Annotated in this window: 15 protein-coding genes and 1 pseudogene; 4 read left to right on the forward strand and 12 right to left on the reverse strand. The window is 47.2% G+C overall.

What is annotated here, in order from left to right; all coding sequences use genetic code 11:
* Window positions 1-75 precede the first annotated feature (75 nt).
* Complete coding sequence (locus NDA03_RS18815; RefSeq protein ID WP_348238835.1) at window positions 76-249, reverse strand: type II toxin-antitoxin system HicB family antitoxin; 174 nt, start codon at window positions 247-249, stop codon at window positions 76-78.
* Between the two features lie 278 nt (window positions 250-527).
* On the opposite strand from NDA03_RS18815, the gene NDA03_RS18820 reads away from it, so the two are divergent.
* On the forward strand, window positions 528-1,574 hold the full coding sequence (locus NDA03_RS18820; RefSeq protein WP_190530253.1) for a 3-deoxy-7-phosphoheptulonate synthase: 1,047 nt from the start codon (window positions 528-530) through the stop codon (window positions 1,572-1,574).
* Between the two features lie 94 nt (window positions 1,575-1,668).
* Here NDA03_RS18820 and NDA03_RS18825 read toward each other — a convergent pair whose 3' ends face one another.
* From NDA03_RS18825 to NDA03_RS18840, 4 genes are all read right to left on the reverse strand, one after another.
* Window positions 1,669-1,926 carry a hypothetical protein gene (locus NDA03_RS18825; RefSeq protein ID WP_348238836.1) on the reverse strand — a complete coding sequence of 86 codons (258 nt, stop codon included), beginning with the start codon at window positions 1,924-1,926 and terminating at the stop codon, window positions 1,669-1,671.
* 362 nt (window positions 1,927-2,288) lie between these two features.
* Window positions 2,289-3,455 carry a pyridoxal phosphate-dependent aminotransferase gene (locus NDA03_RS18830; RefSeq protein WP_190410599.1) on the reverse strand — a complete coding sequence of 389 codons (1,167 nt, stop codon included), beginning with the start codon at window positions 3,453-3,455 and terminating at the stop codon, window positions 2,289-2,291.
* A gap of 317 nt (window positions 3,456-3,772) precedes the next feature.
* On the reverse strand, window positions 3,773-4,855 hold the full coding sequence (locus NDA03_RS18835) for a class I fructose-bisphosphate aldolase (RefSeq protein ID WP_348238837.1): 1,083 nt from the start codon (window positions 4,853-4,855) through the stop codon (window positions 3,773-3,775).
* A 205-nt stretch (window positions 4,856-5,060) separates the two neighbouring features.
* Entirely contained in the window at window positions 5,061-6,179 is a 1,119-nt protein-coding gene (locus NDA03_RS18840) for an aldo/keto reductase (protein WP_190439307.1), read from the reverse strand.
* A gap of 147 nt (window positions 6,180-6,326) precedes the next feature.
* On the opposite strand from NDA03_RS18840, the gene NDA03_RS18845 reads away from it, so the two are divergent.
* Window positions 6,327-6,704 carry a VOC family protein gene (locus NDA03_RS18845; protein ID WP_348238838.1) on the forward strand — a complete coding sequence of 126 codons (378 nt, stop codon included), beginning with the start codon at window positions 6,327-6,329 and terminating at the stop codon, window positions 6,702-6,704.
* Window positions 6,705-6,818: 114 nt separating this feature from the next.
* On the opposite strand, the gene NDA03_RS18850 is transcribed toward NDA03_RS18845, so the two are convergent.
* Together NDA03_RS18850 and NDA03_RS18855 are read right to left on the reverse strand one after the other, a co-directional pair.
* On the reverse strand, window positions 6,819-7,118 hold the full coding sequence (locus NDA03_RS18850; RefSeq protein WP_190410594.1) for a hypothetical protein: 300 nt from the start codon (window positions 7,116-7,118) through the stop codon (window positions 6,819-6,821).
* 112 nt (window positions 7,119-7,230) lie between these two features.
* Window positions 7,231-7,947 carry a phosphoribosyltransferase family protein gene (locus tag NDA03_RS18855; protein WP_190410593.1) on the reverse strand — a complete coding sequence of 239 codons (717 nt, stop codon included), beginning with the start codon at window positions 7,945-7,947 and terminating at the stop codon, window positions 7,231-7,233.
* Between the two features lie 262 nt (window positions 7,948-8,209).
* On the opposite strand from NDA03_RS18855, the gene NDA03_RS18860 reads away from it, so the two are divergent.
* Window positions 8,210-8,917 carry a uracil-DNA glycosylase gene (locus NDA03_RS18860; protein ID WP_348238839.1) on the forward strand — a complete coding sequence of 236 codons (708 nt, stop codon included), beginning with the start codon at window positions 8,210-8,212 and terminating at the stop codon, window positions 8,915-8,917.
* Window positions 8,918-8,927: 10 nt separating this feature from the next.
* On the opposite strand, the gene NDA03_RS18865 is transcribed toward NDA03_RS18860, so the two are convergent.
* On the reverse strand, window positions 8,928-9,692 hold the full coding sequence (locus NDA03_RS18865; protein WP_190410906.1) for a HEAT repeat domain-containing protein: 765 nt from the start codon (window positions 9,690-9,692) through the stop codon (window positions 8,928-8,930).
* Between the two features lie 1,332 nt (window positions 9,693-11,024).
* Here NDA03_RS18865 and NDA03_RS18870 point away from each other — a divergent pair.
* Window positions 11,025-11,123 (forward strand): annotated as a pseudogene (locus NDA03_RS18870) (IS1 family transposase); the annotation flags it as partial.
* Between the two features lie 180 nt (window positions 11,124-11,303).
* Here NDA03_RS18870 and NDA03_RS18875 read toward each other — a convergent pair.
* The 4 genes from NDA03_RS18875 to lexA form a co-directional block, all read right to left on the reverse strand.
* Window positions 11,304-11,843: a GNAT family N-acetyltransferase gene (locus NDA03_RS18875; protein WP_190410590.1), complete on the reverse strand. Its 540-nt coding sequence runs from the start codon at window positions 11,841-11,843 to the stop codon at window positions 11,304-11,306.
* A 1-nt stretch (window position 11,844) separates the two neighbouring features.
* Window positions 11,845-12,069, reverse strand: a complete 225-nt coding sequence (locus NDA03_RS18880; protein WP_190429526.1) for a hypothetical protein — start codon at window positions 12,067-12,069, stop codon at window positions 11,845-11,847.
* Between the two features lie 57 nt (window positions 12,070-12,126).
* Complete coding sequence (locus tag NDA03_RS18885) at window positions 12,127-13,386, reverse strand: AmpG family muropeptide MFS transporter (protein ID WP_190410905.1); 1,260 nt, start codon at window positions 13,384-13,386, stop codon at window positions 12,127-12,129.
* Between the two features lie 262 nt (window positions 13,387-13,648).
* Window positions 13,649-14,287: a transcriptional repressor LexA gene (gene lexA, locus NDA03_RS18890; RefSeq protein WP_348238840.1), complete on the reverse strand. Its 639-nt coding sequence runs from the start codon at window positions 14,285-14,287 to the stop codon at window positions 13,649-13,651.
* Window positions 14,288-14,376 lie beyond the last annotated feature (89 nt).

Genomic DNA, 14,376 nt, shown 5'->3' on the forward strand with positions numbered 1-14,376 from the left:
GTACTTTGGTATCTGTGAGAGTATGATGGCTTTTAACCTTGGGAAAAGTGCTATCGCTTGCCACATTCAAGCCCTCTATAGATTCATCATAGAGGGTGGAAATTCTTCTAAATAGAGTTCTGTTGCTTCTTTGAGATTAGCCATTGCTTCTTCAATCGTTTCTCCCTGGGTGGCAGTCCCTACTTCAGGGCATTGTGCCACATATACATCCTCTTCCCAATACACAATTGCAGTAAAAATTTGAGACATTTTTTGGCAAAATTGGCTGAATTTTGGCTCTATCACTCTAGTTTAGGGCATCCAAAGCGATCGCTTTTTTATCAAAAGTGCGATCGCTCTCAGCTTGGATGAGGGTGCATCCAGGTAGCGATCGCTTCCCTAAGATGTGCTTCGGGGAATCCTTGCAGCTAGGGTTCAGCGTTTTTATTAATTTTTTTATCTAAGTTAGATGAATTTTTTCACCCTGTCTATAACATTACATTTGGACTTCAATCCCTAACGCATACAAAAACCAGGAATTATACCCGATGGAAACTCAATTATTCAACACTCATATTGAAGAATCGCATATTCTCTTAACTCCAAATGAAGTTAAATCAAAATTACCTTTAACAGATGAGGCAGAAAAAACCGTTTTAAACTTTAGGAATGAAATAGAGGATATCCTAGATGGGAAAGATAGTCGAAAATTTATTGTAGTTGGCCCTTGTTCTATCCATGATATAAAGTCGGCTGAAGAATACGCCTATAGACTAAAAAATCTCTCCGATCGAGTGAACGATAAGCTGCTGCTGATCATGAGAGTGTATTTTGAAAAACCAAGGACTACTGTTGGATGGAAAGGATTAATTAACGATCCGGATATGGATGATTCTTTCCACATAGAAAAGGGTTTATTAACTGCACGGAGTTTATTAATCAAAATAACTGAATTGGGATTACCTGCTGCTACAGAAGCTCTCGATCCTATAGTCCCACAATATATTGGCGAATTGATTGCATGGTCTGCAATTGGGGCACGCACAACCGAATCGCAAACTCACCGCGAAATGGCAAGCGGACTTTCAATGCCTGTAGGTTTTAAAAATGGTACTGATGGTAGCGTTCAAGTCGCTTTAAATGCTCTGGAGTCAGCTAGAAAACCTCACCATTTTCTAGGGATTAATGCAACGGGACAGGTGAGCATTTTTAAAACGAAAGGAAATGCTTACGGTCATATTATTTTACGGGGCGGTGCCAAACAGCCTAACTTTGATGCTGCAAATGTAAAAATTGCGGAGGAAAAATTAAAAGCAGCTAATTTACCTCCAAAAATTGTCATTGACTGTAGTCACGGAAATTCAAATAAAGACTATAAAAAACAGTCAGCAGTTTTTGAAAATGTTATTCAACAAATATTGGAGGGGAATGCTTCTATCGTTGGCATGATGCTGGAATCAAATTTGTACGAAGGCAATCAACCCATTCCTAGCCAATTAGAAGAATTAAAATACGGGGTTTCAGTAACAGATAAATGTATTAATTGGGAGGAAACAGAAAGGATTATTTTAGCTGCCTACGAGAAGCTAAAGTAAAAAAGCAGTTTTTTAAAAGTGAGAACTGACAAGTCAGCGCAACGCTCTCGCCTGTGCTTGTAGTATCGGTGAAGGTAGTTTCACCGATACTAAACTAAGTGTTTTCTCCTTCTACTTGGAATGGATGTTCGCCTACACCTAGCTGCTTTTTTGAATCTTCTAACTGTTTCCAAAGCATTTCAAGGTCTTGGAAAGCTTTCTCTAGAGGAATTTTGCCATTGCTTGCCAGACAACTGATATAAGTTGCTTTTTGAGCAAATTCTTGTAGATTTGCATTAAAAACTAAATTTTCTGGTTTTACATCGCCATAGTAACGGCTGTGAGAATATAAAAAATTGGAAGTTACTAACATTTTATTTATCTCCGCTGGTGAAATTCTGTATCTTAATTCTTACTATGCACTGCAATCTCTGTCGGGATAAGTGATAGCTGTCTACAAAAAAAGTGACGCATATCAACCTTATGAGTGATGAAACTAATTAATAAAAGTTAAAGTCGCACTCAATTGAGTGACAGCAATCTCAATAAATGCGATCGCTATCTTCCGCTTATGTGATGCAAATCACAAGAAGCAGCTCCTTTGTATTTTGCTCGTGGCAAATTTTAGACAAAGCGATCGCAAAGTAGCATCCCAGAAACCATAAGAATCGCGGGTGCTACTTTACCAATTTTGTTCAGTTAGTGAGTGACGAGATCATTTTCCCCAGCTCTGGACTAAACTAGCGATCGCACAAACTTATCTAATCTGTCCATGCCTTTCTCAATCGAGGTCATATCCGTCGCGTAAGATAAACGGATGTGGTCATCGGCACCAAAAGCAATCCCTGGAATGGCAGCAACTTGCTGAGATTCTAGTAAAGCATCACAGAATTCTAGAGAAGTTAAACCCGTCTTGCCGATATTAATGAACAAATAGAAAGCACCGTCAGGCTTGGCACAACTGAGTCCAGAAATAGCGTTGAGACGCTCTAACATTACCTGTCGCCGTTCGGCAAAGGCGAGGCGCATTTGTTCCACGCACTCTTGAGAACCTTCCAAGGCAGCGATCGCGCCAAATTGTGCAAAAGTACACACATTCGAGGTGCTGTGCCCTTGGATGGTACTCATTGTTTTAATCAATTTTACGGGACCCGCGAGATAACCAATTCGCCAACCCGTCATTGAGTAAGCTTTTGCAAACCCATTGCTAATGAGGGTGCGCTCAAAAATCTCTGGTCCCAGCGAACCAATACTAATCTGTTGCACTCCATCATAGATAATCTTTTCGTAAATCTCATCGGAGACAACCAGAATATCTTTCTCTACCACCACCTCTGCCAATGCTGCCAACTCTGCTGGCGTATAGACGATGCCGGTGGGATTAGAAGGGGAATTGAGGACAAAGAGCTTCGTCCGTTCGGTACAAGATGAGCGGAGTTGCTCCGGCGTAATTTTATAGCCGGTGGAGGCATCTGTCTGCACAATCACCGGAGTCCCACCCGCTAGAACCACCATATCCGGATAACTGAGCCAGTAGGGAGCGGGGATAATCACCTCATCCCCCGCCTCAATCAGCGCCATGTGCAGGTTATAGAGGGAATGTTTGCCACCGTTGGTAACGATGACATTTTCAGCCATGTAGCTGAGTCCATTATCAGTTTGTAGCTTGTGAGCGATCGCTTGCCTTAACTTCGGTTCCCCCGCCGCTGGCCCGTACTTGGTCTTGCCCTCGTCTAGCGCTTTTTGGGCAGCGACTTTGATATGCGTCGGGGTATCGAAATCCGGTTCCCCAGCACTCAAACTACAAACATCCATTCCTTCTGCCTTCATCGCCTTGGCTTTAGCTGCGATCGCCAATGTTAAAGAAGGCTGTACTTGCTCCACTCGTGCTGCCAGCTTCATCCTTACCCCACTCTTGAGACTAACTTAGAGAGCCGTTGCCAAAGTAACTTAGCTTGTGCGATCGCGTTGCGCTGACTTGCCAGTTCGCTCTTGGTAACTCTCTAGTCTTTCAGAGTAGCCTGCAATCAGGCTCCAGGTTGGCATTTTTTTTACTTTTTAAACGAATTCCTTGTTTTTACCTGCATCCTGACAATTAACCACTAAGGCACAAAGACACTCAGGAAACACAAAGTTTTCCTTTTTAGTGTCGTTGTACCTTAGTGGTTCTTTGAAAACACGCTTTGGCGCTTATGGATCTGGATAAACAGACCCCGCGCTCAAGCAATGGTTACATCTGGTGAGAGATAAACATCTTGGATGGCGTTAAATAGCTTCACTCCTTCCTCAAACGGACGCTGGAAGGTTTTACGACCGGAAATCAATCCAGTACCCCCAGCCCGTTTGTTAATGACGGCGGTGCGGATTGCTTCGGCAAAGTCGTTTTTACCTGACGCACCTCCGGAATTAATCAATCCAGCGCGACCAGAGTAGCAATTTAGCACCTGGTAGCGGGTGAGATCGATCGGGTGGTCGGTCGTCAGGTCGGTGTAAACTCGATCGTGGGTTTTGCCGTAACTTTGACCTGTGGCTTTGGCAACCGCAGCATATCCGTTGTTGCATTCAGGCAGCTTTTGTTTAATGATGTCTGCTTGAATGGTCACACCCAAGTGATTTGCCTGAGCCGTGAGATCCCCTGCCAGGTGATAGTCTTTGTCTTGCTTAAAAGCGTTATTCCGGAGATAGCACCAAAGGATGGTTGCCATCCCATATTCGTGGGCAAGTTCAAAAGCTTGGCTGACTTCCTGAATTTGGCGGGTAGATTGCTCTGAACCAAAGTAAATCGTTGCCCCGACCGCAGTTGCCCCCAAATTCCATGCTTGCTCGATAGAGGCAAACATTATCTGGTCGAATTGATTGGGGTAAGTGAGCAGTTCGTTGTGGTTAATCTTGAGAATGAAGGGGATTTTGTGGGCATACTTGCGAGAAACCATGCCCAAAACGCCCAGCGTGGTAGCAACGGCATTGCAACCGGCAGCGATCGCGAGTTTGACGATATTCTCAGGATCGAAATACATCGGGTTGGGTGCAAAAGAAGCACCCGCTGAGTGTTCGATGCCTTGGTCTACTGGCAGGATGGAAAGATAGCCAGTATTGGCTAAACGCCCGGTTGAATAGAGTTGCTGGAGACTCCGCAGCACTTGCGGGTTGCGATCGCTAGCAGCAAAAATTCGGTCTACGAAATCAGGCCCTGGCAGATGCAGTAAATCTTTAGAAATCTTCGCTTTGTGAGTCAGAAGGTCTTCTGCTTCTTGACCAAGATTCGACTCTAGAAAACTGGGCATAGATAGCGTAGTAGTCATAGCCGTTTTCCTAAAAACTTGAGTTTTGGTGGGCAGTACTGATGCAGGGAAGAGGGGTAATCAATCAAAAGTTTTGTTAGAGTAGCGCGTGTTTAATTCTGAGTTTTGAGTTTAAAATGCTTTATTCAAAACTCATCACTCCAATTCCAATTACCACCCGTCTTTAATCAACGAGAGAACTATCCTTAAAAGCTAGCGTACCGCTTCAAGTTTCAACTTGCTCTTTTGGTGGAAATCCGTGCTGTTCTCTACCCGGTGGCCCGTCGTACTTCTTTGATGTTTTGTAAAGTTCAAAGCGCCCATCAGCAGCATAGGTTGCATAACGCGATCGCACTGCTTGCATTTCCTCTGGAGTCATCGGCGTGAAACCCCTGGCAATATTCAAGTTTTGGCGCAGCACTTGTAGCGAGTCAATCCCACTCACCGTCGTTGCCACGGGAAGACTCATAGCATAGCGTAGCGCTTCTTGAACGGTGACAACGCCTGCTTTAATCGGTTCGCCCTCACCGCCGAGACTTTTCATGCCAATGGCGGCAATCCCGCGCTTGTTGAGTTCTGGGAGAACTTGCTTCTCAAAGCTGCGAAAACTGGCATCAAAACAATTCAGTGGCAGTTGCACCGTATCAAAGGGGTAATCATAGGAAAGCATTTTCAGGTGAATTGCCGGATCTTTGTGACCTGTGAAGCCGACAAACCGAACTTTACCCTGCTGCTTGGCTTCATCTAAAGCCTCGATAACACCCCCTTTGGAGAAATGCCTTTCCGGGTCGTTGTCGTAAACAACTTCGTGAACTTGCCATAAGTCGATATAATCCGTCTTCAGACGCCGCAAAGATTGCTCTAGTTGCTGCATGGCGACTTTGCGATCGCGTCCGTGGGTACAAACTTTGGTCATCACAAAAGCTTTATCCCGCCGCCCTTGCAGCGCCTTCCCCAGCCGTTGTTCGCTGACACCTTCGTTATATTCCCAGGCGTTGTCCATAAAGGTGACACCCGCATCCAGCGCTTCTTGAACAATCCGAATCGCTTCGGGTTCGTTCGGAACTCCCAAGTGAAAGCCGCCGAGTGTCAGCGCGGAAACTTCTACGCCAGTGCGTCCGAGTTTTCGGCGGGGAATCTCGCCTGCTTTGATGGGCGTCGCCTGGGAAGTTGGCGATAGATTCGTTTCAGCATTGACTTGTTGGTGGGGGTGTAGCAAAATCCGATCGGCGATCGCGACTCCAGCTCCCAAAACGCCGAGTCGTTGCAGAAACTGCCTGCGCTTCCAGTTCAGAATCTCTTGGCGACGATTCTGGGCTGCGGTATCATCATGTGCATCTGGCATGAACTGACCCTGCTGATTTCTTTTATTTCTTCCTAGAATTAATATTTTTGTTAGTGTATTTCACCCGTCTCTAGATAGGTTATTCACTTCTCTTAAAAATCCAATTTATTAAGGCTTAACCTTTTTTTCAGGTGATTCCTAACAAATATGCTTTTCCAATGCACCGCCGCACTCGTCACTTTAGCAACCGTTGACCTTGAAGTTCTAGTGCTTTTCTATACCAATCTGCTCAACCAAAACCCAAATCCCTACATCCCGAATATTTACGCTGAATTTCAGTTGCCTGGATTTCGCTTAGGAATTTTCAGACCTAAAGAAACGCACTTATCAGAGTTTGAATCAGCTAAAAGTGGAATGAGCTTGTGTTTAGAAGTGACTGACTTAGAAGGGGCAATTTCTCACCTAACTGCCCTCGGATATCCACCCCCAGGAGAAATTTTTATCGCTTCTCATGGCAGAGAAATCTATGCTTACGATCCCATAGGAAATCGGTTAATTCTTCACCAAGCATTTGCTATTTGTTAGAATTTCTACTTATTTTTGAAGAAAAGGTATCGCTTGATAATTTTAAACTTGCATTATTTAAAATTATCCAATAGTGTGTGAAATTAGATTTTGAAATCTAAATTTCAAACAGGATTACTTGAGGTAAACGGCTAAGTCAGAAAAGCTACAAAAACTATAGATTAGTAACAGGATGGCGAGAATCTGCATCACGCGCAAATGGGGCGAGGGCATGAGAGTTTCGCGTACCCACATTGACATCGCAGCTCCAATAGCATAGCTTGAACTTAAAAGCAGATAAGGCCAGTCTTTGGTAATTTCCCAGCTCATCAGTAAGCCGATAGCTAACCCGGTCATCAGCAACTCAACGAACCAAGGTGGATTGTACTGGCTAGAAAAAACTAAAGTGCGCCACCAAAATTGTATAGGTCTCATCGATCGGTTGTTATTTTTTAAAAGAGCCATTAACGATTAACTAACGGTTAATCGTTAATAAAAAAATCAATCTAGGACTACTAGTTAAGATAATCAAAATTAAACAGTTTGGCTATCTGCTTAGAGGTGCATCTGGAGGAGTTCCAGGGAAAATCTGCTGATTGTGCTGTTGTAAGTCAGCGATCGCTTCTTGTGTCTCAACTTGGGGAAATGCCTCATAGAAGCGACTGACACTGAGGAAAGGATCGGGTGTTTGGAGAATAATCACGCGATCGCTCCAAGATAATAGCCAATCGCCTAATCCTATCGGTGCCACCGGACTACAAACCCAAACCGCAGCAGGTTCTTGGGCTTTCAAAGCGTAAGCGGCGGCTGCCATTGTCATGCCGGTAGCAATGCCATCGTCAATCAAAATAGCGATCGCACCGCGAGGATTCACGGATAAGCAGCTAGGAGAAAGCTGACTGTAGAGCGCCGCAGCTTTTTCTTGGGCTTGGTGCAACGCCGCTTCCCGTAGCTGATTATTTTCGGGATCTTTCCGCGATCGCTTTGCCTGGTACCAGATAACGTGCCCATCTGACGTGACGGCACCAATCGCCAGTTCTGGATTTTCAGGACGGGTAATTTTTTTAGCGACAACGATATCCACCGGGCAACCTAGACAGCGTGCTACCGGCACAGCCACCGGAATGCCGCCGCGAGGCAGTGCATAAACGATAGGCTGAACGCTCAAGCCTTGAGCCTGGAGCTGCTTAATCTCTGCCAGAATCGGCTGAGCTAGCTGCTCGCCAGCAGTAATGCGATCGCGGAAAATTGGGGCTGATGACATGGCACCCTCCAGAAGTTGGCAGTGCGCTCGCCTCTATAATGGCTGATTTTCGCCAGATAAGGCAGAAATCGAGAGTCCATCCAAAGTATGAACTATCAAAGGGCAAGTGTGAACCCACCTTCAGCCTAAGAGTAACCGGAAGCTCAGAGAACCTAAGCCTCACGCTGACCTAAGTCGGAAGAGTGAGCTTCCGACTTAGGTCAGCGGAGTGTCAATATTGTTAGGATTATTTCGGAAAAACCATAGACTATCCGCCAAATTCATGCCAAGCGAAGACCAACTCAGCCTTTTTGACACCTCAGGGATTAGCGAATCTACCACAGCCCAGCCTCAAGCACTAGAACTGATTCCGACAAGTGCCAAAATTCCTATTCCTGCTGGCACCTATCAAACAATGGCTCAGATGGCTGAGCATTGCAACCAATGCTATCGCTGTCAATTGGGCGAAACCCGCACAAACGCTGTAGTTGGACGCGGCAATCTCCAGGCACCCATTATGGTTGTGGGGGAAGCGCCCGGTCAAAATGAAGACGAACAAGGCAAACCATTTGTCGGTAAATCGGGTCAGTTGCTAGATAAAATACTCGCGTCGGTGCAGCTAGATACCGAACAGGACGTCTACATTGCCAATATTAATAAGTGCCGTCCCCCCGCTAATCGGGTTCCCACCCCCGATGAAATCGCTGCTTGCAAACCCTATCTGTTAGAACAGATTCGCATGGTAGACCCGAAAATTATTCTATTAACGGGCGCTACAGCAGTGAAAGGATTGACTGGCGACAAAAGAGGCATTACTAAAATTCGCGGCACTTGGATCGAGTGGGAAGGACGCCTGTGTATGCCGATTCTCCATCCAGCCTACCTGCTGCGGAATCCTGCCCGTGAAGCGGGCAGCCCCAAATGGTTAATGTGGCAGGATATTCAAGCAGTACGGGCAAAGTTGGATGAAATCCGCAGTTCTCCAGGCTAATGTTGTCGGTTTACACGAGTCCTTCCTGTTCTAGGGTTTCAATCAGCTGAAGACCTCTGGGATCGCCGACTCTCAAAAGCGCAGCTTTTGCATCTTCTCGGACACCCATCTCTTCATCTTCTGCAAATGCCTCAATTAATCCATCAATGGCACCCGCGTAGACGGCATTAGAAGGCATTTCGCGGCAGAGTTGTCCTAACGACCAAGCACAGTTGCTACGGACGGCGGCGATCGGGTCTTGCCTTAGAGCTTCAATCAGGGGTGGAATTGATGCCACAATGGCTTCGTAGCCCAGTTCAGCCATTTGAGCTAACCCACTGGCTGCCCACAGACGCACGGCAGAAATATCGGTTTTTAAGGCGTCGGTGAGAGGTTCTAACGAGCGGCGATCGCGGCAGTTTCCCAAAGCCCAAACAACACCTTTGCGGACGTAGCCATTCCAATCGTTGTTGAGCTGGGTAATCAACGGCACTACGGCTGTAGAACTGGGATTGCGCCCCAGCCCATAAGCAGCACTCACCCGTAGCAACGGGCAGGGGTCACTCAGTAAGTGAATTAAATGAGGAATCGCCCGTTCATCCTGGAGTTCGCAGAAAGCTCGTGCTGCTAGCATCCGTTGCTGTGTTCCAGGAGCCGTTAACAGTGCCAGCATCGCATCTGGATCTGGTTTAGGCTGGCTCTCTGCGTCGGCATCAAGCGGCTCTATTTGATCCAGAGGGCTTTCTAGCTCTATCTCTGGATCGAGTAAGCTCAAATCGTCATCGTCGTCATACATATTTGAATAAAGTACCACTACCGCTCCCATTCCTCTAGTCTCTACTGGCAATGCCTGCTTGAGAGAGGCACGAAAGTTAAGAAAACTAACATTATGAGTTGCTAGACCCGATCAAAAAGTTGAATTTGGTATAGTACACGACACCAAGAGCCTTCTATTGTGATCCTTGATAACAGGGGGAGTAATGTGACAGACCACCTAGAGCCATATCGCCGGATGGTTCGTTCCATTCGATTCGTTCCCGCCTTGGGACCTACCCACCAATCTCAGCAGCCGGTGATGCCATTGCCGCAGGTCAATTTATCACCGTCAGTGCCATCTACCCCTCAACCTGCCCCTCAACCTGCCCTCGATCCGTCCGAACACGTTAGCGGCTTGGTGCGAGAGGCAGTCTCGAAACCGACGGTGCTTCCCGTGACCTATGCGATCGCGGAAAATCTCGGCGATCGCATCAGCCGACTGACTGCTGCCAAACCAACGCGATCGCAACCGCCGGAAATTATAGCATTCAAAATTCCCCAGCCTGACCCCAACTGGAAGCCTGCCCCTCCAGTACCTGGTTGGGAGCAGCCAGTAGACGCGAGTTCTACGGCTCCCTCAGATGTCGCGGCACCGGAAGTAGAGTCACCATCCAGCTCAGTGCCAGGGAAAGAAGCCCAAACTCCAGTCTCGGCACCGGAAGTAGAGTCATCACCCAGTTCAGTGCCAGAGACGGAAGCAGCACCCATTCCCGAACCCGTCAAGGAGACGCCCAGCGCCCTTCCAGAAGCAATATCTGAAACTCCAACGGCGGCACCGGAAGTGTCAGTTCAACCGACAGAGGAGACGACTGCTGCTGAGGCTGAGTCGCCAGAGGCGATCGCTCCGATAGAGGAACCAAAAGATACCCAACAACCCTCTTTATTAGACAGGGCGGCGGCGGCGCTTCAGGCAGTGGTATCTGTTTTCGACAAGCCAGATGCCGACCAAAAAGAGCCTGCTGTAGAACCAGCACCTCCAGTCGAAGCCGAAATATCAGCGGCTACATCCGTTCCAGTCGAAGAGATCCCCAGCGAATCGGAAGTCGAAACCGAAACACCAACCGCCGAAGCTCCAGAGTCAGTTCTACCAGACGAGGAGACGGCTGCTGAGTCTTCGGAGGAAGCGATCGCCCCCAATGATGAACCAGACGCCCCTCAACCAACTTTATTAGATAGAGCTGCATCAGCGCTTGAGGCAGTGGTATCTGTTTTCAGCCAGCAACCAGAAGCAGACGACCAGAACGAACCCGCGGTAGAATCAGCACCCGCAGCCGTCCCAGAAGCCCAAGCAATAGAAACACCTCAGATTAACTGTCCAAAATGCGGCGCTACTGAGGTTCGGAAAAATGGGCACTATAAAAACAAGCAAAGATATGTTTGTAAAGACTGTGGGAAACAGTTTGTTGCCGCTGATGCTGGTGAAGAAGCCGAGCCACAAATGCAGACAAAGCCTGCTGTAACATCTGAAGCTCAGGCATTGCCAAAGACGCACAGCGTTCCTGCCGTACCGGAAAAAACTTCTAAGGGCAAAGGGAAGAAACAGGCAAAAGGTTTTGGACGACCCAAAACAAAATAGCTGGCTTGGTCTTCCTTATGGCTGCGGTGTCTCAGGAAACAGCGGTTTCAGCATCCACAAAGACTGGGTTTGGTAGCCGAGGCTGCGGTAAAGATTCAACGCGGGTTGATTGGTTTGAAAGACTTGCAGACCCATTTGGCGATCGCCTCTTGCCCGCGCCCAGTCTTCGGCATGATTGACCAAAGCTTTTCCTATGCCACGTCGGCGGTGTTCTGGCAAGACATAGAGTAAAAAAATGTGGGCATGGCGATCGCCTGTCACCTGATCCACGGCATTTCCCAACCAAAGACAAGCTACTTGGGAAGGATGATGAACGGATGAGCCAGGAATTGAAGAATCTGTTTCTTCCTTTTTTCTTCCTTCTTCCTTTAGTTCAACCCACCACAAAGGCGTTTTTTTAGAAAAGTATTGCTCAACCGTTTCCGCTAGATGAGAAAAATCTTTTTGTTCTGGAAAAAGCTCCTGGTAAGTCAGCTGCATGAATTTCACGAGACTTGCTCGATTCAGACTCGATCCTTCGCGCAGCTGATACCCCGGCAATAACGGACAAGGCATTTTAGACTATCGATTTTAGATTGGAGATCAATCCTAAATCCATCATTTCTAAGCCAAAATCAGATGTCGGTGCCTGAGCGTGTTCCCCAGGAGGATTGACTTCCTCAATAGGTGCGGGTGCTGCCATGTCAGAGGGTAAAAAGATGCGGGCGCTAACTGCCACCAGCGCCACAAAAAAGATCAACACCACGATCAATGGAACAATGTACTGACGAAAGATAGCCATAGAGAAAGACTTTTCTAAGAATTGTGTTTAAGATTTATTAAGCTCTCTGTTTCTATCCTACAACTGTTGAGAGTCATCGTCTTCATCATCTAGTACCTCTCTAGGCATTTCTGGCACGGAACGCGAATTCCAGGGAGCAAAAATAGGCAGCAGCAGTAATCCAGGCAAGGCAGCGGCGATGCTAATTAGGAAAAAGGAAGGCCAACCAGTGGCTTCTGCGATTCGACCCGCCGGGGCAACTAAAATATCGCGGCTGACTGCCATTAAGCTGGAGAGTAAAGCATACTGGGTTGCCGAGAAGCGCTGGTTACAAAGACTCATCAAAAAGGCTACAAAAGCGGCGTTTCCGAGTCCAGCACAAAAGTTTTCAATATTAATAGTCAGTACAAGTAACTGATAGTTTTTCCCGACTTGTGCAAGGAGAAAATAAGCAAAATTACTCACTGCTTGCAAAGCACCGAATACCCAAAGTGAGCGATTAATACCGATTTTGCTGAGAATTGCACCGCCTGAAAGAGCGCCAACAATGCTTGCCAGTAATCCCATGCCGCCCTGAATTGCACCAACTTCTGCGGAAGAGAAGTTTAAGCCGGTCTTCTCCAACAAAAAGGGCGTAGACATATTATTAACAAGCGCGTCACCCAGTTTGTAGAGAACAATGAAAACTAGAATCAAAAATCCTTGGCTCTGACCATTGCGTTGAAAGAATTCAATAAATGGCAAAGACACCGCTTCTGATAAGGAATCGGGTGGGCGATCGCGCTGTATGGGTTCCGGTGCCCAAATTGAACTCACGAACCCAATTGCCATCAACAGCGACATCAACAAGTAAACTGTAGGCCAAGACAATTTTTCCGCTAAAATCAGCGCCAAACCACCCGTAATCAGCAAGGCAACGCGATATCCTAAAACAAAAATCGCTGCCCCGGCTCCCATTTCCCGTTCTTCCAGGACATCTGTGCGATAGGCGTCAACGGCGATGTCTTGAGTCGCGCTGAAAAAGGCAATGAATAAAGCATTGACGGCTAACAGTTGCAAAGCTTGGGAGGGCTTTTGGAGCGCCATTGCTGCGATCGCTAACAACAATGCCGCTTGCGTCAGAACTAGCCAGCCACGACGACGCCCCAGAAACGGCGGCACAAAGCGGTCGAGTAAGGGCGACCAAATAAACTTGAGCGAGTAGGGCAAACCTACCAAGCTGAACAACCCAATCGCACTTAAATTCACGTTCTCGACTGTCATCCAGGCTTGCAACGTCTTACTCGTCAAGAACAAGGGCAAACCTGACGCAAAGCCCAGAAACAAAAGAGCCGCCATCTTGCGGCTTTGAAAAACTTGAAAAAAAGATTGGGTTGCTTTCACGACTGACAAAGGCTCCTTACGAACTTTGAGTCATTAGTTTGCTGTCCTTGGTAGTGGGTAATCGGTAATCGGTAATGCCTTGTATGAATTACCAATTACCAATTACCGTTTCTCCAATTCCTAATGACTCAGGAGAATGGCTCTTTTGGTCTTGAGATATCATCCCATAGAGAGAAACCTTTTCCCGGAGACTTTGATAAGAGGAACGCGAAGAATGCTATCGCCTTCGAGATCCCGATTTCATGGAAGCAAATTCATAGCCGCGCCAGACGCCGACCAACACACCTTGCACCTCCACTTGGTTCGCCTTTACCTTAATGGGGTCGTATTTGGTATTGGCTGGTTTGAGCGTAATTTGCTCTCCCTGCCGGTGATAGCGTTTCAAGGTCGTTCCGTGTCCTTCGACTCGTGCTGCCACAATCGTGCCATTTTTCACGCGATCCGGTTCGGGTACGGGTCGCATGATGACCATATCGCCTTCAGCAATTTGGTCATCAATCATGCTGTCTCCGACCACCCGAAGGGCATAATAATCCGGCTGACGAAACAGGGCAGCCAAATCCAGCTGTTCGACCGTATCGGTGAAAGGTTCGACAAGACCACCGGCAGCGATCGCTCCTAAAACCGGCACTCCACTCGCACCAGAGCGCACAATCCTAATCGTGCGGGCTTTTCCTTCCGTCCAGTCAATATAGCCTTTCGCACGCAAGTGTTCCAGGCGGCTCTGAACCGGCGCAGGCGACTTCAGTTCCATTGCCCGCATCATCTGCCGAATTGAAGGCGCGTGTTGATATTGACTGATATATTCCACCAGCCAATTATAAAGTTGCTGCTGAGCATCAGTTAGGGGTTCCATAAAACAATAGGGGAATACAAATCTACGTCCTGTAGAACATTCGTACTACTAAAATCCACGTCTGTCCAGTGGTTAATGGCTAATGTTTT

Origin of the sequence: Trichocoleus sp. Lan, assembly GCF_039961855.1 — a bacterium.
Taxonomy (GTDB): domain Bacteria; phylum Cyanobacteriota; class Cyanobacteriia; order Cyanobacteriales; family FACHB-T130; genus FACHB-T130.

Bases quoted from the DNA above. Each gene is read 5' to 3' on its own strand.
- NDA03_RS18815 (WP_348238835.1), bottom strand. From the start codon at position 249: ATGTCTCAAATTTTTACTGCAATTGTGTATTGGGAAGAGGATGTATAT.
- NDA03_RS18820 (WP_190530253.1), top strand. From the start codon at position 528: ATGGAAACTCAATTATTCAACACTCATATTGAAGAATCGCATATTCTC.
- NDA03_RS18825 (WP_348238836.1), bottom strand. From the start codon at position 1,926: ATGTTAGTAACTTCCAATTTTTTATATTCTCACAGCCGTTACTATGGC.
- NDA03_RS18830 (WP_190410599.1), bottom strand. From the start codon at position 3,455: ATGAAGCTGGCAGCACGAGTGGAGCAAGTACAGCCTTCTTTAACATTG.
- NDA03_RS18835 (WP_348238837.1), bottom strand. From the start codon at position 4,855: ATGACTACTACGCTATCTATGCCCAGTTTTCTAGAGTCGAATCTTGGT.
- NDA03_RS18840 (WP_190439307.1), bottom strand. From the start codon at position 6,179: ATGCCAGATGCACATGATGATACCGCAGCCCAGAATCGTCGCCAAGAG.
- NDA03_RS18845 (WP_348238838.1), top strand. From the start codon at position 6,327: ATGCTTTTCCAATGCACCGCCGCACTCGTCACTTTAGCAACCGTTGAC.
- NDA03_RS18850 (WP_190410594.1), bottom strand. From the start codon at position 7,118: ATGAGACCTATACAATTTTGGTGGCGCACTTTAGTTTTTTCTAGCCAG.
- NDA03_RS18855 (WP_190410593.1), bottom strand. From the start codon at position 7,947: ATGTCATCAGCCCCAATTTTCCGCGATCGCATTACTGCTGGCGAGCAG.
- NDA03_RS18860 (WP_348238839.1), top strand. From the start codon at position 8,210: ATGCCAAGCGAAGACCAACTCAGCCTTTTTGACACCTCAGGGATTAGC.
- NDA03_RS18865 (WP_190410906.1), bottom strand. From the start codon at position 9,692: ATGTATGACGACGATGACGATTTGAGCTTACTCGATCCAGAGATAGAG.
- NDA03_RS18875 (WP_190410590.1), bottom strand. From the start codon at position 11,843: ATGCCTTGTCCGTTATTGCCGGGGTATCAGCTGCGCGAAGGATCGAGT.
- NDA03_RS18880 (WP_190429526.1), bottom strand. From the start codon at position 12,069: ATGGCTATCTTTCGTCAGTACATTGTTCCATTGATCGTGGTGTTGATC.
- NDA03_RS18885 (WP_190410905.1), bottom strand. From the start codon at position 13,386: ATGGCGGCTCTTTTGTTTCTGGGCTTTGCGTCAGGTTTGCCCTTGTTC.
- lexA (WP_348238840.1), bottom strand. From the start codon at position 14,287: ATGGAACCCCTAACTGATGCTCAGCAGCAACTTTATAATTGGCTGGTG.